Below are 17,491 nucleotides of genomic sequence, written 5' to 3' on the forward strand. Positions count from 1 at the left end.
ATATCATCGATTAAAAAAATAGCAAAATCATTATTTAATTTATTCTTATAAAAATTTCATGACCGGATAAAGAATAGGGGCTCTTTATTTATTTTTTTCTTTTACAAAGAATGACCATGCTCTAGAGGGTGTTTTTTTATTTTACAAAAACCTCAGTTTGACAGGATTTTCTACTTCTACTATGCTAGGATTAATAGCTAATTTTGAAAAGGGTTTCATTGTGTGTGGAAGTTAAAAAATGAGATTCGAGGGAGTTTGATGGAAAGTGATTCAATTCGATATTCGAAAAATTAAGTTGCTACATTATTTACTTGAAAATCGCGGTTATATAGCTCCGCAAAAATTGCAAGAAGTACTAGGGATTTCGAAACGAACCTTACAATATGAGATTGAAAAAACAAACTTTGAACTGGAACAGGTTGGTTTTAGTGGTATTCAGATGGTACGCAGGCAAGGGTATTATGTGCCAGAAGATGAAAAGAATGAGATTCTACGATTAATCGAAAATTATGATACAAATAATGTTGATTTTACTATGGCTGAACGGAAAGTGCGAATACTTCTTTTTTTGCTTGCTACGGATGCGCGTGTGGTTGAAGAAACACTTTCAAAGGCGAACGGAGTGAGCCGGAACACTACGCTGCAAGATTTGAAGCAGATTAAAGCGGAGCTTAGCGAAGCAGGGCTCAAGCTTTTATACAGTAGAAAGAATGGAAATGAAATTGTGGGCGATGAAGCGCAAATTCGCCAGTTTTTCTTACGGCATTGCTTGAATAGCCCAGCTTTTGAATCGGAAACGGAACTGAAAAACTTGCTCCGGGCGAGAGCGCCTCACTATGATGCGGATTTTTTGCTGCTAGAAAATGAAGCAATTCGAGCGCTTGTTACGCTGGAAAAGCTTTTTGGGATGCGGTATACGGATGAAGTTGTGGCTCGGCTTAGTTTGATTGTTAGCTTTTTTAGCTTTCGCATGCAGCAAGGACACACTTTGGAAGGGAAGCTTGTGGATCAAACAAAGTGGGCGCAGGAAATTTACCGTAGAATGCCACGTTTGGTGGCCTGGAATGAAGCGGAACTCGCGTTTCTTGAACGACTGCTCTTAGGGGCTAACCGACTTTCGGGGGAATCTGAGGTGGCGCGGCATTTAAAAGTGGCTGTGAAGAAGATGATCGCGGAATTTGAACGGCTGGCTTGTGTGAATTTTGAGGATCACGAGCGGCTCAAGCGTGATTTGCTTCTTCACCTGGAGCCAGCATATTATCGGGTTTTATTTGGGATTGAGTGGATTAATCCGCTTCGATCGGACATTAAATCGCAATATGCTGAGGTTTATGAGATTACTCGGAAAGTGATGGTGCCGTTTGGCGAGATGCTTGCTAAACCGATTCCAGAAGATGAAGTCGCTTACGTGGCTATTTTGTTCGGTGGTTTTCTATCACGGAAAAAAAGTGTGCTTGTGGAACGGAAAAAATTACTGATTATTTGTTCAAAAGGCGTCGGCACTTCGCGGATGATCGAGCGCCAGTTAAAACAACTTTTTACGGATCGACAAATTGAAATTTTGGAGCCGATTTCTTTGAGAGAATTTGAGAAAAAGGCTTATCAGCCCGATTTTATTGTTGCAACACTTCCGGTACTCACGGATATTCCGTCTTTCATCGTGAGTCCAATTTTAACGGAACCGCAAAAAGAACAGCTTTTGAAAGAAATTATGCCATATGTTGCCCAGCGTGATTCGGATGCACGGATGCTTGCAAGTGTGCTTGATGTGATTGATCAATATGCAAAAGTGGAAAATCGCGAGGCGCTTGCGCAAAATTTGAAAACGATTTTGTTCCAAAATGCGCTGGACGATGTGAGCGAAGTTTCACCTGGGCTTTCCGAGTTGCTCCCAGCTAAGCGCATTCAGTTTAAAGAAAGCGCGCCAAGTTGGCAAGAAGCGATTCGGCTTGCTGCAAAGCCGCTTCTTGAAGAAGGCTATATTTCGCAGAGTTATGAAAATGCCATGATTACAGGGATTGAAACACTCGGCCCTTATGTTGTGATTTCACCTGGAGTGGCGTTACCGCATGCGGCTCCGGCGGATGGGGCTTTCCGCGTAGGAATGAGTTTACTTTTGCTTGATGAGCCGGTTGCTTTTTCCAAGAAACCAAAGGATCAAGTTAAACTTTTAATTGTGCTTTCTTCAATTGATTCCTATACGCATATTAATGCGCTTAGTGAATTAACGGAATTAATCATGCAACATGACTTTCTAACTTTTATGGAACAGCATACAAGCGCCGAGCAAGTGGCACAATTTATTCGGGAAAAAACAAGCTGACTCGTTCAGCTTGTTTTTTAGTGTCTACTTTTTGCACTTTCCGAAAGAAAGGAATTGGACTTCTTTATAAAGCGCTTTCTCTCTATAATAAGAGTTGTAAGAGGTTGATAGCGCTATCAATTAGCAAGAAGGGATGAAGAAACGATGTCATTTTTGAACCAAGATTTACTGTCATTTAATCAAACTGCAGAAAATGCAGACGAAGCAATTCGCCTTGCGGGCAAATTGCTTCAGCAAAAGGGCTATGTCAGTGAAAACTATATAGAAAAAATGGTTGAATCTTACCATGAAAATGGGGCTTACTTTGTGATTGCACCTTATGTGGCAATTCCCCACGCAAGACCAACCGATGGAGTGGAAAAATCGGCGGTTTCGCTTGTTACGCTTTCTAGCGGTGTAGCTTTTGGACATAAAGCGAATGATCCGGTTAGACTTGTTTTTGGCTTAGCTGCTTCATCAAGTGAAGAACATTTGAAAGTAATTCAAAACATTGTAGCTCTTCTCAGTCAAAATGAAAATATCGAGCGCCTTTTAGAAGCCAAGGATTTTGAAGAGATACAGCCAATTTTGGAGGGATTAAAATGAAAATTTTAACAGTTTGCGGTTTAGGTCAAGGAACCAGTTTGATTTTACGGATGAACGTCGAAAATGTACTTCGTGAAATGGAAGTCGAAGCTGACGTGGAACATATTGATGTCTCAGCAGCACGATCTATGTCTGTGGATATTGTTGTAACGAGTCAAGAACTTGCGGAAACACTTGGTGAAACAAGTGCAAAAGTCGTGATTGTCAATAATTACTTTGATAATGCGGAAATTAAACAAGCTCTTAGCGGGGCGATTTAACGAAAAGAAAAGGGTGAGGATAAAAAATGGAGATTATTACTTGGATTGCCGACAACTTTTTTGGAACGCCGGCTATTCTGCTCGGGTTTATCGTCTTACTTGGATTACTTCTCCAAAAGAAAAATTTGAGTCAGGTTGTTAGCGGCACGTTTAAAGCGATTATTGGATTTTTAATTATCAATGCCGGCGCAGCTGTCATAACAGGTTCTCTAGGAATTTTTGAACCGATGTGGAAAGAAGTGTTCGGTCTTGAAACAGCACCACTTAGCGGGTTTTTAGGACAAGAAAAATTCAACTTAGAGTTCGGAAGTGCAGTTACGCTTGCGATGACACTTGGATTTTTAGTCAACGTTTTACTCGCGCGCTTTACACCATTTAAATATATCTATTTAACTGGACACATGATGTTTTGGACGACAACCATTTTTGCAGGGATCACGGTTCAAGCAGCAGGAGGCGATGTTTCATTCTGGCCGCTTGTAATCTTCCTCGCGGTTATTATGGGGCTTTACTGGACTATCCAGCCAGCAATCGTGCAGCCATTTTTACGCAAAATTACTGGAAATGACAATGTCGCACTCGGACATACATCTGCGAGTGTAGCCATTCTTTCAGCTCTTCTTGGAAAAGTATTTGGCAATAAGAAAAATGATGCTGAACACATTAAGTTGCCGAAAAAACTCGAATTCTTAAGAGATTCAAACGTGATCACGGCACTCACAATGGGGATTCTATTCCTAGTTGGTGCGATTATCTTGATGGTGAAACAAACACCAGGGGCAGAAAAACTAATTGCTGAAGCAGGAAACCAAAGCTTTATCGTTTACAGCATTGTTCAGTCCTTTACATTCGCAGCTGGGATTGCAGTTGTTTTGGTGGGTGTTCGGATGTTTATCGGTGAAATTGTACCAGCCTTTAATGGGATTGCGACAAAACTTGTACCTGGGGCAAAACCAGCTCTTGATGCGCCGATCGTGTATCCGTACGCAGCAAATTCCGTTATCCTAGGATTCCTTGGCGCTTTCGTCGGGGCCATCATTTGGCTTGTTGTTCTTGGAAATACAGTGGGTTATGTCTTTGTACCAACGATGATTGTTCTCTTCTTCCACGGAGCCGTTGCCGGCGTATTCGGGAATTCAACGGGTGGAGTTCGCGGAGCACTCATTGGTGGATTCCTAACTGCAACCGTTGTTGCTTGGGGACAATATTTGATGGTAACCTTCTTCATAAACACGACCGTTCCTGATACAGCCATGTGGGCAGCGGACAGTGACATGTTCATATTAGGACCAATCATTAGTATGTTGGCGAAACTGATTTTTTAATAACCGAAACCTCTTCCGCCATTTCGTGAAGAGGTTTTTTGAAAGGAAGGAAGCAAAAAATGAGTTATATTCGTACTTTTTTTGGAGATATCAAACCTGAACAACTAGGATTTACTTATTCACACGAACACATTGTTTGTACACCATCGTTTTGGCAAGAAAAAGGAGAAGATGATCTCCTGCTTGATGACAAAGAAAAATCGCAACTTGATGTCCAAGACTTTAAAGATTTGGGCGGGAAAACCATTGTGGATGCAACCGCAGTAGATTATGGTCGCCACGTGAGCGAAGTAGCGGAAATTTCGAAAGAAACAGGCGTACAAATTATTGGTACGGCAGGCTTTAATAAGAGCTTTTTGTGGACAGGAAAAATGAAACCAGAGTTGAAGCAACTTGTTGGGAATTATGAGACTTACTATGACTGGATTGAAGCCGCTTCAGTTTCCGAGTTGACAGAGTTTGTTGTGCGAGAAGTCGAAGAAGGACTTGAAGGCACGAGTTTTAAAGCAGGCCAAGTCAAGTTTGGAACTGGCTATAACCGGATTACGCCACTTGAAGAAAAAACCATCCGAGCGGTGGCACGTGCGCATCATGAAACGAAAGCTCCGGTTCATTCGCATACAGAAGCAGGAACGATGGCACTCGAACAAATTGAAATTTTAAAAGAAGAAGGCGTTCCGCTTGAATACCTTTCGATTGGGCACATGGACCGGAATTTAGATCCTTATTATCATGAACAAGTGGCAAAAACCGGCGCCTTTTTATCCTTTGATGGCATCGCTAAAATCAAATATGCGCCTGAAAGTGCACGGATTGCTGCGATTTTAAGCCTTGTTCAAAAGGGCTATGAAGATCAAATTCTTGTAAGTGGAGATACCGCGCGGAAAACGTATTATAAACATTATGATTTTGGACCGGGACTTGAATATATCAAGAAGAAATGGGCGCCACGCTTTATTCATGAAGCGAATCAAAATGGGTTTGATGGCGAAAAGCTTATTCAAAAATTCTTCGTTGATAATCCGGCACGTTGCTTTACATTTAAAAAATAAGGAGGAAGCGAAATGAAATTTGCAGCATGTAGTTCCTATGAAATCGCCGCACAAATTACGAAAACCACACCCGTGATTTTACCCGTAGGAGCCGTTGAAGCACACGGACCTCATTTACCACTTGAAACGGATAATCTTCTCGCTGAAAGATATGCAGACCGGATCGCGGACAAGAAAAACGGCCTAGTGCTGCCTGTCTTGCCATATGGACAAGTTTTCAGTTTGCAAGACTTCCCGGGCAGTCTGAGTTTGTCGAACGAAACCATGATCCAAATGATCTTTGAAATCGGAGAGGGACTTTATAAACAAGGTGTGCGGCTGTTTGTGCTAATCAGCGGGCATCTTGGCAATATGACCGCACTCAAAGAAGGCGCGCGCAAGCTCTTTTTGAAACATCCTGATATGCGTGTACTCCACATTTTTTATCCGAATATTCAAAAACTAGCGGCTGATGTACGAGAAGGGAAAGCGAACCATCATACGTATATCCATGCTTGTGAAATCGAAACTTCCTTGATGCTTTATTTGGCAAGCGAACATGTGGAGATGGAAAAAGCCATTGATGATCCGCCGATTTTACCACTTGATGCGGATTATACACCGATGCCCTGGCAAAATTTCACGGAAAGTGCAGTTCTCGGAGAGGCCACGCTTGCAACGGCTGAAAAAGGTGAATATTTGATTGAAACGACATTAAAAACCTGTTTGGAGTTGATTGAAATTGAACAAGACAAAATTCGAAAAGCAGAAGAAATGGCATAATTTTGCGCTTTTTAATTTTTTAGCACAAGATGCGGAAAATGCAACAGAAGTTATGGACGCCGCGGATGGTTATGCGGTGCCTGGGATTGTCGCAAGCGATTTTGATACCCCCGAAGAGGCGGTCGCACGTTTGAATGAACTCAAAAAAGCGAGTGATATCGTTAGCGTGGGTCTTGGCGGTGGCGGCGCATTTGAAAACTTCCGAAGTGTTCTTAGGATCGCTGAGCTCGATCAGGATTGCCATATTAATCAGCCGCTTGAAACGGCGGCTTTTGCGCAACTAGTGGATGGGATTTATGCCAATGCGCTTGTTCGACCATCTGGTAAGGTGGGGATTGTAAATTTAGCGACGGGTGGCTCGATTGAAGTTGAACGGCTGGTCGATTATTGCCTCGAGCATCAAATTCCTTCTATTAAATTGATGAGCATTCGCGGAACGGAACATTTGGATGAACTTGTTTATTTAGCGAAAGTCGCCGGTGAAAGAGGGATTTATGGGATTGAACCTGCTGGCGGGATTGCTTGGGATAATATTGTACCGATTATTTCGGAAGTAGCCGAAACGGGGATTCCATTTTTTATGCCGCATATTTTTGGAGCGACGATTGATCAAGCAACCGGGCGAACTAAAAAGAATGAAATCGAACGGATTTTTGAGCAGCTAGGAGGGATATCGTGATTGATGCTTATTTAAATCAAGCCATTGGAATGCTTGAAGCCATCCAACTGGAAGAAAAGGAAAACATTCGAGAAGCTGGACAAATTATAGCCAAGAAAATCGAAGCAGGAGGTATTGTTCACTTATTCGGGTGCGGGCACTCCCACATTTTAACAGAAGAGGTGTTTTACAGGGCAGGTGGATTAGCTCCCATTCACCCAATTTTACATGAGCCGCTTATGCTTCATGAAGGAGCCGCGCAGTCTTCGGTGTTAGAACGGAAAAACCACTACGCTGAACATTTTATGGCAAAAGAAGATATTCGGGCAGAAGATGTGATGATTGTTCTTTCAACGTCCGGAAGAAATCCAGTTCCAATTGATGTGGCTCTTTTCGCTAAGCAAAAAGGTGCTTATGTCATTGGGATCACGTCAAAGGCTTATTCGGGAACACAAGCCTCGAGACATGTTTCGGGACAAAAACTAAGCGATATTCCTGATCTTGTGATTGACAACAAAGCGGTGAAAGGAGATGCGGTTTTACGGCTTGAAAATTTCGACGTGCCATTTGCTGCGACTTCAACGGTTACAGGTGCAGCCATTTTACAAAGTTTATTTGCAGAAGCTATTTCTGCTATGTATCAAGCTGGTTTTACGCCGCCTGTCTTCTTGAGCGGAAATACAGAAAATGCTGATGACTATAATCAAGCTCTTTTAGCAAAATACCAAGCGAGAATTCCGCTTTTAACCTTAAATCTTGAGAAATAAGTGTAGAGAAAGAAGAAAACAAATTTGGTTTTCTTCTTTCTTTTTTATATAAAACTTTGACAAAGGAAACTTTTTTTCTTATAGTAAAATATAAGTCTTGCGTCCAAGACTTCAAAGCTATAAATATTAAAAATGACGAGTTTCTTCTATTGATATAGTTTTTTTAAGTAAGAAATGTAATTTTTTAAGAAAGGGTGATTAAATGCTGGAAATAGAAAAGGTAAGTGTTCGCTACTCCAGTGATGAATGGGCGCTAGAAAAAATTGATTGTTCTTTGGAGGAAGCTACGATAACAGGAATTATCGGACCAAATGGGGCTGGTAAATCTACATTATTAAAAGCGATTTTGAATATTCTTCCTTATTCAGGAAAAATTAGGATGAAAAGGGAACCAACTAAAAAATGGCTGAAGAAAATAGCTTATGTGGAGCAAAAAAGCGCGATTGATTTTACATTCCCGATTACTGTAAAGGAGTGCGTGTCGCTTGGAACTTATCCGGAAGTGGGGCTTTTTAAACGCTTGCGAAAGAAAGACTGGGAAAAAACCATGCAAGCCCTTGAAATTGTCAAAATGGAGCGTTTTAGCAACCGACAAATTAGTGAATTGTCTGGTGGGCAATTTCAACGTGTCTTGCTCGCAAGATGCCTTGTTCAAAATAGTGAAGTGATTCTTTTAGACGAACCATTTGTTGGGATTGATGCGATCAGTGAACAAATTATTATGCAAACACTGGAACAGCTTAAACAGGCAGGAAAAATGATTTTGATTGTGCATCATGATTTGAGCAAAGTCGAGCAGTATTTTGATCAACTTATTTTACTGAACCGACGCTTAATTGCAGCTGGACCAACCAAAAGTGTTTTCCAAGAAAATTCTTTACGCCAAGCTTATGGTGAAAATATTTTTATCAAGGGAGGAAGTGAGACATGATTACGAACTTTCTAGACGGTTTGCAAAATTTCCATTTTTTGCAAAATGCACTCATTACTTCGCTTGTTATCGGCGTAGTTTCAGGTACCATTGGTTGTTTTATCATCCTGCGAGGCATGTCACTTATGGGAGACGCGATTTCCCACGCGGTTCTTCCGGGGGTAGCCATTTCGTTTATTTTAGAGATTAACTTTTTTATTGGCGCGATTCTCTTCGGATTATTAGCCTCAATTATGATCACATATATTAAATCTAACAGTGCTATCAAAGGAGATACTGCAATTGGTATTACATTTAGTTCTTTTTTAGCTCTTGGTGTCATTTTAATTGGCGTGGCTAACAGTTCAACGGATTTGTTCCATATTTTATTTGGAAATATTTTAGCCGTACAAGATGTGGATAAATGGATTACGATTGGCGTTTCTGTCTTTGTTCTTGCAGTCATTGTATTATTTTTCAAGGAACTACTCATCACTTCTTTTGATCCGCTCATGGCAAAAGCGCTCGGAATGAAAGTTCAATTTTATCATTATTTATTGATGCTGCTGTTAACGCTTGTTTCAGTTACGGCGATGCAAAGTGTAGGAACGATTTTGATTGTTGCGATGTTAATTACACCTGCTGCAACGGCGTACTTATTTTCAACGAGTTTGAAGAAAATGGTCATTTTGTCAGCTTTTCTGGGCGCGTTAGCTTCTTTTGTCGGCTTATTCATCGGTTATAGCTTTAATATAGCGGTTAGTTCGAGCATTGTACTGACTTCGGCGCTTTTCTTTGCAGTGAGCTTTTTCTTGTCGCCAAAGCAAAAATTTTTAAGAAAGAAGGCTAGGATCAATGAAAATTAATTGGGAAATGGGGATAAAATGGTTGTTGCCTGTTTTGTTTTTATTTGTTTTGACGGCTTGTTCAAGCGCCAAAGACTCATCAAATGGAAAGGGGAATCAATTAAATGTAGTCGTAACGAACTCGATTCTAGCAGATATCACAAAAAATATTGCCGGCAGTAAAGTGAAGCTTCATAGTATTGTTCCGGTTGGAAAAGATCCGCATGAATATGAGCCGCTCCCTGAAGATGTCAAGAAAACGTCAATGGCGGATGTGATTTTTTATAATGGGATTAACCTAGAAACGGGTGGGAATGCTTGGTTCACAAAACTAATGAAAAATGCCAAGAAAAAAGAAAATCAAGATTTTTTTGCTGTGAGTGAGGGCGTTAAAGTCATCTATCTGGAGGGGAAAGGGGAAGAAGGTAAGGAAGATCCGCATGCTTGGCTGAACCTTGAAAATGGAATCCAGTACGCGAAAAATATTGAAAAAGAACTTTCAAAAAAAGATCCGGATCATGCTGCTTATTATCAGAAGAACTTGCAAAGCTATGTCGACAAGCTTTCTAAATTGGATCAGGAAGTGAAAGAAAAATTTAAAGCAATCCCAAAAGCTAAAAAAATGATTGTAACGAGTGAAGGGTGCTTTAAATATTTCTCGAAAGCATATCAAATTCCTTCTGCCTATATTTGGGAAATTAATACGGAAGAAGAAGGGACGCCCAATCAAATTAAAACTTTGGTGCAAAAATTGCGAAATAGTGAAGTGCCGGCATTATTTGTGGAAAGTAGTGTTAGCGACAAGCCAATGAAAACCGTCGCAAAAGATACAGGTATTCCTATTCATGCAAAGATTTTTACGGATTCAGTTGCGAAGCAAGGAGAAAATGGAGATAGTTACTACGAGATGATGAAATGGAACTTGGAGAAAATTTCGGAAGGATTGTCTAAATAAAAACTTTGAGAGTGACTGTTTACTAATTTTTCTTTTGTAAGCAGTCGCTTTCTATATATTTTTTTCACAAATAGGCTAATCGAGGGATAAAAATCTTGCTTTTTCTCTTGAAAAAAAGAATAAAAAAAGCAAGAAAGCGCTTAAAAATCATATATTCATCCATTTTTTTCTTTTTTTTACTAGAAAATAAAAAGGCAGAATAGTTAAAAAATTTCATGCCAAGAGAAACGGAACAAATGATCGAAGGAAGGGATAACCAAGCTATTTTGACAGTAAAATAGCAAGAAAGATCTGTTTTCTTAAAAACGACTAAATCAGGAGACTGACTTCATATTGAAATAATATGAAATGAATCAGTAGTTGATTTGAAATGTTGATGTGTTATGATTAGTTCGCATTAAAAATTAAGGAGTGGTTTTTTAATAATGAAGAAAAACGTACTAAAGATGGCTGTAGCTACATTAACGGTAGGAGTAACGACGGTTGTAGGAGGTCATTTAGCAAACGCTGAATCTGTGAGCGTTGCAAAAGGGGATACGTTATCTAAAATTGCTAATGAACACAACACTACTGTCGCTAATCTTGCCCAATTAAATGGGATTGCTAATATTAACCTAATTTATGTTGGTCAAACGTTGGAAGTTGGAAACGGAGGAGCTAGTCAAACAGCTCAACCTACAACTCAAGCTGCGGCAAGCCAAGGTCAAGCAACTACGCAAAAGCAGCAAGCACCTAGCCAAAGCCAAACGCAAAGCAGCCAACCAAGACAACAACAAGCTACACAGCAAACTCAAACTCAAGCTAAAGCAGCCAATACAGGGAGTTCAAGTGATCAACAAGCCAAGGAATGGATTGCACAAAGAGAATCTGGTGGTTCTTACGGTGCAAGAAGCGCATCTGGTAAATATATCGGACGCTATCAACTAACAAATTCATATTTGAAAGGTGACTATTCTCAAGCTAACCAAGAACGTGTAGCTAATAGTTATGTACAAAGCCGTTATGGTTCATGGAGCAATGCGAAAGCACACCACGAACAATATGGCTGGTACTAAGCCGTTAAAAGTAAAAAGATAACAATAAAAATGAGTCAAGGTTCTCTGAACTTTGACTCATTTTTTTGTGTTAAATAAATTTCGTTGAGCAAAAATGTGTGTTTTTTCCTATTGTAAAAAAGAACGTATGTTCGTAAAATGGATTTACAGGAAATGAATTTTTTAGAAGAGGTGAAAAGGGTGACTTATTATCAAGACGAACCCCTTCATCATGTGTTTTGCTTAGACGTAAAAAGTTTTTATGCAAGTGTGGAATGCCTCGCGCGCGGACTTGATCCCATGACGACCATGCTTGTTGTTATGAGCGGAGATAGGAATACGAGTGGACTAGTGCTTTCCGCAAGTCCTGCTGCGAAAAAAAGGCTGGGTGTATCGAATGTTTGCCGAGGCTTTGATGTTCCAAAACATCCAGAGTTAGTCATTGCACCACCACGAATGAAATTATATATGACCTATCACAAGGAAATTTTAACTATTTTTAGACGCTATATGGCTGATGAAGATATTCATGTTTATAGCATTGATGAACAGTTTGGAGACTTAACTAAGAGTTATCATTTATTTGGAGAAAGCCCTGAAGAAGTTTGTCACAAGATTCAGCGAGAGATTTTTCTTGAACTAGGGCTTTATACAACGATTGGATTATCTGTCAACGTCTTGCTTGCAAAAGTCTGTATGGATGTGGAAGCTAAGAAAAATGCAGGCATGTTTGCGCACTGGGGCTATGAAGATGTCAAAACTAAAATGTGGCCACTCAAGCTAAGTGAGTTTTGGGGAATTGGCAAGCGAATGGAACTTCGCTTGAATCAGCTAGGTCTTTATACGATTGGGGATTTAGCACTTAGCAACCCCTTTTTATTAAAGACGCAATTTGGTGTGATGGGGCTTCAATATTACATGCACGCCTGGGGAATCGATCGCTCTATTTTGGCGGAGAAAGAAAAATATCAACCAAAAGAAAAATCTCTTGGAAACTCACAAGTCCTTCCAAAGGGCTATACAAGTGCTACCAAAATTCAAATCGTTTTAGCCGAAATGTGTGTTCAGCTCGCACAGCGCTTGCGGACAAAACAAGTAGAAGGATCTGTTTTAAGCTTGCACATGCAGTATGCTTATGAAGATGGAAAGCGTCGGAGTAGTTTGTCTCATCAAATAAAAATATCGCCAACCAATCATAGCAAGCGTTTAACGCAGTATGTACATCGCTTGTTTCAAAAATACTGGAATCATACTGAGGTTCGCACCATCAGCCTTTATATTGGGAAATTACAGCCCGTTTCCGCTTTTCAACTCAGTTTATTTGAAGACCCTGATCTTTTAATGCGCGAAGAGGCGATTGATCAAACGATTTCAGAAATTCGGAGTAGATACTCGTTCACTTCTATTTTTTACGCTCATTCCCTGATTGAAGGGGCAACAGCACTACGGCGTGCGTCACTTGTTGGCGGACATGCAGGGGGAATGGACGGTTTGGATGGTAATTCTCATGAATGAGCGGGAAAAGGAAGCGGAGGAGTGGCTCAGACAAGTAAAAAAAACGTATATAGATCGCGGAATGATGAAATGGTCGGGTTTTTATTTATCTGATCATACAGCACAAATGGAGGAAGAGCGCCGAAAACGAAAGCAAATTTTTGTGGCAAAAAGTGAGATGAGCCTTGAACAAATTGGTGAGGTTCTTGAAGAGGCTTTTTCGAAAGGAAGGGTTGTCTCACTACAAATGGCAGAACTGAATGAAGAGCACGTGTATGAAGCTGATTTAACCGGTAAGGTCATTAGTTTTTTAGAAAACCGCATTTATTTGCAAGAAAAAAAGGGAGCTATTCAAATTGTTTCCATCGAGAAAATACGCCATGCAGAAATCGTACATTGATACGCAGGTAAGGCGTTTGGCGTTTCAGTTTAGTGGAAAGTGGGAATGGAAGTATGCAACCTCTGAAAAGGTTAACCTCTAAGAAAGTCACCATGGTTTGAAATGAGAACTTTAGAACATAAGAAGGAAAGTGATTCCATGAAAGTTCCGAATGCAGACAGTATTTTTGTGATTCTTAGAGCTGCATATTATCACCCACAAACCCAGATCACACAGTTAACCTTGAAACAATTGAATGAAAAACGAGTTCACTACCACTCAAAAACGGAACTTCTACATACGGTTTATTGGCTGGAATGGAAAGAATATTTAAAACGCGGGGAAGTAGCCAGTCAAAAGCCTTATTATGAGCTGACAGAAAAAGGCGAAGAAATGTATCAATTACTTCAAGAATCGGACGTAGCTGACGATTAAATCCACAAAAAAGCGGAAGCAAATTTTGCTTCCGCTTAAACTTTATTCGCTTGTGATTTGTTTTGTGAACCCTTCGCCAACAACACTTTGCGCGTCATTAATAATGAAAAAGGCTTTTTCATCATGTTTGTTAACGATCTTTGTGAGTGGCAGAAGTTGTTGCCTGCTAATCACAATATAAAGAATTTTTTTGCCTTGTCTTGTATAGTATCCTTCAGCATCAAAAAGTGTTATCCCACGTCCAATCTTTAAGTCCACTTCTTTTGCGATTGCTTCATATTGATCCGAAATGATCGTAACCGACTTTTTAGGATTGAAGCCTTCGAGGATAAAGTCTAGTACTTTCGTAGAAGTATAAAGGGAGAGAATCGTAAATAACATATTTTGAAAGCCGATAATGAATACAGAGGGAATCACAACGATTAAGTCAAAAAATAGCAAGGCGTAACTTGTGTTCCAACCTAGGTACTTATTGGCAATTTTTGCAAGAATAGCGCTACCAGCAGTGGTTCCTCCACCTTGCATGATGAGCCCCATCCCAAGTCCCATGAGGGCTCCTGCAAAAATAGCAGCAATGATCGTTTGATCCGTTTGAAAAGCAATCGGTTCAGTAAGTCGTAAGAAAAGTGAAGTAAAAAGAATAGCGATAATCGTTAAAATAATCGTTTGTCGGTCAAGGTATTTATAACCGATTATAAGTAAAATCCCATTAAAAATTAGCGTCGTAATCGCAGGTGCTATCCCAAAAGCATAATAAAGGATCATCGTGAGCCCCGTTACGCCGCCTTCCCCTAAATGATTGGGAATAGCAAAAATATTAACGGCGAGAGAAAAGATAAAAGCGCCAATAATAATTTTCCCAAAAGTAAATGCCCATTTTTTTGTCATGAATCAATCTCCTTTCTTGCACGGTGAGCGCAAAAAAATACCCCGAAGATTCCTTCGAATCAACGGAGTCTTTTTTCTAAAAAAGCATCAACGCAACTTCCGGTTGCCTCGACTGTCTCACCATAAAAAGCCATTTAATTTTCTTTTTAAAATTAGCATAGAATTTGTGATTTGGCAAGCTTACAATTAACCAAAAATAGCTAAAATCGGCATCAGGTTAAGTAAAAATAGACCAACTAAAACACTGATAACAATTTTAATAACCAGCGGCTTTTCGCTTTCTGTTTGTTTCATCTTAGAATGCCCCTTTCTGAAATTTTAATTCGTAGTAAAAAAAAACGCCTACATCTACCCTAAGTGTACCATAAAACTAGTGGTTTTTGGAGATAATTATGCTACAATAATGGCGGGTGAGGAATTTGAATAAAAAAAAATACTACGATATTTATTTACAGATTGAAAATCGAATTCTTGGAAAAGTTTATCAAGCAGGAGAATTGCTACCAAGTGAAAATGAATTAGCAAAGGAATTCCAAGTATCGCGTGAGACCATTCGCAAGGCGCTTGTTCTCTTACTAGAAAATGGCTTTATCCAAAAAATGCAGGGGAAAGGTTCCATCGTGATAGACCGGGAGCGCTATTCGTTTCCTGTTTCAGGTTTGACAAGCTTCAAAGAATTACATCAAGAGCAGCATATGAATGCCGTCACACGCGTGATCAAAAACGATTATGAAAAGCTACCTGAGCAGGTAAGAAAATACGTTTCTTTACCAGATGGGGCAAAAGCCTGGCACATTGAGCGCGTCCGCTATTTGCGAGGCGAGGCCGTTATTTTGGATAAAGACTTTCTTTTGGAACCTGGCATGAAAAAAATTACTGAGGAGCAACTGGAAAATTCGCTTTATGAATATTTAGAACAGGAGCTTGGCTACGAAATCAGCTATGCGCAAAAAGAATTTACCGTCGAACCCGTGACATCAGAAGACCGAAAATGGCTGGATTTAGAAGAAGATACCCATGTTGTTGTGGTGCGAAGCGCAGTTTTCTTGCAAGATACAACGCTTTTCCAGTACACAGAATCTCGCCATAGACTCGACCGCTTTCGTTTCATTGATTTTGCTCGTAGACGCTAAAACAAGCCTTCATTTTCGAAGGCTTGTTTTCGTTTTATTTGGGCAAAAGAATAGCCAAAGTTTCATAAGACTGTAACGTGATTTGCTTGGCTAATTGACTTCGCTTCACATTCGAAAGTAAAATCTTTCCTTGAAGAAAAGCTTCAGGAAGTGGAATTTCATGCGGCGTTTCCCCGTAATAATGAATCGCAAGTAGAGTGGCTTCTTCATTTTCACGAAGATAACTGATGATGCGCTCTTCATCCACCAAATAAGGTGTGTAGTTTCCAAATTGGATCACAGAATGCGTTTTCCTTATTTCAATTAGCTTCTTATAAAAGTAAAAAATGCTATCTGGCTCTCGAAGCGCATCCTGAACATTAATCCAAGAAACGCTATCTGAAACTGGATAAAGAGGGGTTCCCGTTGTGAAACCTGCTTTGGCATCGTTTTCCCATTGCATCGGAATTCGACTATTATCACGTGACCGTGCTTGGATAACTTCCATGGTTTCCCGTTCGGAGAGGCCTTCTTTTTGAAGCAATTGATAGTGATTGATCGTCTCGATATCACTGTAACTTTGAATGTCTTTAAACCTTGGATTGATCATCCCGATTTCTTCACCCATATAAATGTAAGGTGTGCCTCGCATCAAATGGATCGTTGCCGCAAGAAGCGTTGCCGCTTGATAATGGAATTCTGGCTTGTCGGATGTGAAGCGGCCGAGTGCCCGAGGCTGATCATGATTGTTCCAGAAAAGAGCATCCCAACCATTTCCGCTTGCCATATCCACTTGCCAAGTATGGAAAAGTTCTTTTAATTCAGCAAACCGAACCTGGTCGAGCTGCCATTTTTCACCATCTTTATAATCGACTTTTAAATGATGAAAATGGAAAACCATCGACAGTTCTTTTTCAGCTGGGTTGCTGTAGCGAATCGAATTGGCAATGCTCGTTGAGGACATTTCACCCACCGTGATCAGACCTTTCTTGCCAAAAGTTTTTGCATGAAGTTCTTTTAAATATTCATGAATGTGTGGGCCGTCTGTATAAAAGCGGCGCCCGTCGCCGATAAAATCATCTTCCAGCTTGTCAGGCTTTGAAATCAAATTAAGCACATCCAGCCGGAGTCCCGCGATTCCTTTTTGAGTCCAAAAGTCGACCACTTGATAAAGCGCTTCGCGAACTTCTGGATTCGACCAGTTCAAATCAGCTTGCGTGACATCAAAGAGGTGCAAGTAGAAATCATCCGAGGAAGCTAACTTTTCCCATGCTGAACCGCCAAATTTCGATGCCCAGTTTGTTGGTGGAAGGTCGCCCTTTCCCTTTTTAAAATAATAGAAGTCACGATATTTAGGGTGACCTTGAAGTGCTTTTTGAAACCACTCGTGTTCGGTAGAAGTATGATTTAACACGAGGTCAATCATGACGCCAATCGAGCGCTTCTTCGCTTCACGCACGAGCGTATCAAAATCTTCCATTGTTCCAAAACGCGGATCAACCCCGGTGTAATCAGAAATATCATACCCATTATCATTTTGAGGGGAGGGATAGAAAGGGTTGATCCAAATTAAATCCACACCTAAGTTTTCTAAGTAATCCAGTTTGGCAGTGATTCCCGGAAGATCCCCAACCCCGTCTCCATTTGAATCGTAAAAAGAACGCAAGTAGATTTGATAAATCGTTTTGTCGGCTATATTACCCATCA

At 40.3% G+C, this 17,491-nt stretch carries 18 protein-coding genes; 16 read left to right on the forward strand and 2 right to left on the reverse strand.

Annotated elements, in window-relative coordinates:
* Nucleotides 1–265 precede the first annotated feature (265 nt).
* The 15 genes from UR08_RS03515 to UR08_RS03585 all read left to right on the forward strand — a co-directional run bounded on the left by UR08_RS03515 (nucleotide 266) and on the right by UR08_RS03585 (nucleotide 13,784).
* The gene (locus UR08_RS03515; RefSeq protein ID WP_115752268.1) at nucleotides 266–2,323 is read left to right on the forward strand and encodes a BglG family transcription antiterminator; all 2,058 of its coding nucleotides are present in this window, start codon (nucleotides 266–268) and stop codon (nucleotides 2,321–2,323) included.
* Nucleotides 2,324–2,467: 144 nt separating this feature from the next.
* Nucleotides 2,468–2,908 carry a PTS sugar transporter subunit IIA gene (locus UR08_RS03520; protein WP_115752269.1) on the forward strand — a complete coding sequence of 147 codons (441 nt, stop codon included), beginning with the start codon at nucleotides 2,468–2,470 and terminating at the stop codon, nucleotides 2,906–2,908.
* Entirely contained in the window at nucleotides 2,905–3,168 is a 264-nt protein-coding gene (locus UR08_RS03525) for a PTS sugar transporter subunit IIB (protein ID WP_115752270.1), read from the forward strand. The genes UR08_RS03520 and UR08_RS03525 overlap by 4 nt, the downstream gene beginning before the upstream one ends.
* A gap of 26 nt (nucleotides 3,169–3,194) precedes the next feature.
* On the forward strand, nucleotides 3,195–4,493 hold the full coding sequence (locus UR08_RS03530) for a PTS ascorbate transporter subunit IIC (protein WP_115752271.1): 1,299 nt from the start codon (nucleotides 3,195–3,197) through the stop codon (nucleotides 4,491–4,493).
* Nucleotides 4,494–4,552: 59 nt separating this feature from the next.
* Entirely contained in the window at nucleotides 4,553–5,545 is a 993-nt protein-coding gene (locus tag UR08_RS03535; RefSeq protein WP_115752272.1) for a phosphotriesterase family protein, read from the forward strand.
* Nucleotides 5,546–5,557: 12 nt separating this feature from the next.
* Nucleotides 5,558–6,307 (forward strand): creatininase family protein, encoded by a 750-nt coding sequence (locus UR08_RS03540; protein WP_115752273.1) that lies wholly within the window; start codon nucleotides 5,558–5,560, stop codon nucleotides 6,305–6,307.
* Complete coding sequence (locus UR08_RS03545; protein WP_115752274.1) at nucleotides 6,267–6,986, forward strand: KDGP aldolase; 720 nt, start codon at nucleotides 6,267–6,269, stop codon at nucleotides 6,984–6,986. Before UR08_RS03540 ends, UR08_RS03545 begins: the two co-directional genes overlap by 41 nt.
* On the forward strand, nucleotides 6,983–7,732 hold the full coding sequence (locus tag UR08_RS03550) for an SIS domain-containing protein (protein ID WP_115752275.1): 750 nt from the start codon (nucleotides 6,983–6,985) through the stop codon (nucleotides 7,730–7,732). The genes UR08_RS03545 and UR08_RS03550 overlap by 4 nt, the downstream gene beginning before the upstream one ends.
* Nucleotides 7,733–7,934: 202 nt before the next feature.
* Nucleotides 7,935–8,663 (forward strand): metal ABC transporter ATP-binding protein, encoded by a 729-nt coding sequence (locus tag UR08_RS03555; RefSeq protein ID WP_115752276.1) that lies wholly within the window; start codon nucleotides 7,935–7,937, stop codon nucleotides 8,661–8,663.
* Entirely contained in the window at nucleotides 8,660–9,508 is an 849-nt protein-coding gene (locus UR08_RS03560; protein WP_115752277.1) for a metal ABC transporter permease, read from the forward strand. The genes UR08_RS03555 and UR08_RS03560 overlap by 4 nt, the downstream gene beginning before the upstream one ends.
* Complete coding sequence (locus UR08_RS03565; protein ID WP_115752278.1) at nucleotides 9,498–10,442, forward strand: metal ABC transporter substrate-binding protein; 945 nt, start codon at nucleotides 9,498–9,500, stop codon at nucleotides 10,440–10,442. Before UR08_RS03560 ends, UR08_RS03565 begins: the two co-directional genes overlap by 11 nt.
* A gap of 425 nt (nucleotides 10,443–10,867) precedes the next feature.
* Nucleotides 10,868–11,497 carry an aggregation-promoting factor gene (gene apf, locus UR08_RS03570; RefSeq protein ID WP_115752279.1) on the forward strand — a complete coding sequence of 210 codons (630 nt, stop codon included), beginning with the start codon at nucleotides 10,868–10,870 and terminating at the stop codon, nucleotides 11,495–11,497.
* 180 nt (nucleotides 11,498–11,677) lie between these two features.
* Nucleotides 11,678–12,991, forward strand: coding sequence for a Y-family DNA polymerase (locus tag UR08_RS03575; RefSeq protein ID WP_115752280.1), 1,314 nt, complete (start codon nucleotides 11,678–11,680; stop codon nucleotides 12,989–12,991).
* Complete coding sequence (locus UR08_RS03580; protein WP_165849940.1) at nucleotides 12,984–13,370, forward strand: hypothetical protein; 387 nt, start codon at nucleotides 12,984–12,986, stop codon at nucleotides 13,368–13,370. The genes UR08_RS03575 and UR08_RS03580 overlap by 8 nt, the downstream gene beginning before the upstream one ends.
* A gap of 138 nt (nucleotides 13,371–13,508) precedes the next feature.
* Nucleotides 13,509–13,784, forward strand: a complete 276-nt coding sequence (locus tag UR08_RS03585) for a DUF3116 family protein (protein WP_165849941.1) — start codon at nucleotides 13,509–13,511, stop codon at nucleotides 13,782–13,784.
* Between the two features lie 42 nt (nucleotides 13,785–13,826).
* Here UR08_RS03585 and UR08_RS03590 read toward each other — a convergent pair whose 3' ends face one another.
* Nucleotides 13,827–14,672 (reverse strand): YitT family protein, encoded by an 846-nt coding sequence (locus UR08_RS03590; protein WP_115752283.1) that lies wholly within the window; start codon nucleotides 14,670–14,672, stop codon nucleotides 13,827–13,829.
* 419 nt (nucleotides 14,673–15,091) lie between these two features.
* Between UR08_RS03590 and treR the strand changes: the two genes are divergently transcribed.
* A complete protein-coding gene (gene treR, locus UR08_RS03595; RefSeq protein WP_115752284.1) occupies nucleotides 15,092–15,805 on the forward strand; it encodes a trehalose operon repressor in 714 nt (237 codons plus the stop codon).
* A gap of 34 nt (nucleotides 15,806–15,839) precedes the next feature.
* Here treR and treC read toward each other — a convergent pair whose 3' ends face one another.
* Nucleotides 15,840–17,489, reverse strand: coding sequence for an alpha,alpha-phosphotrehalase (treC, locus tag UR08_RS03600; protein ID WP_115752285.1), 1,650 nt, complete (start codon nucleotides 17,487–17,489; stop codon nucleotides 15,840–15,842).
* Between the last annotated feature and the right edge of the window lie 2 nt (nucleotides 17,490–17,491).

It is taken from the genome of Listeria kieliensis (assembly GCF_003369925.1).
GTDB lineage: Bacteria > Bacillota > Bacilli > Lactobacillales > Listeriaceae > Listeria > Listeria kieliensis_A.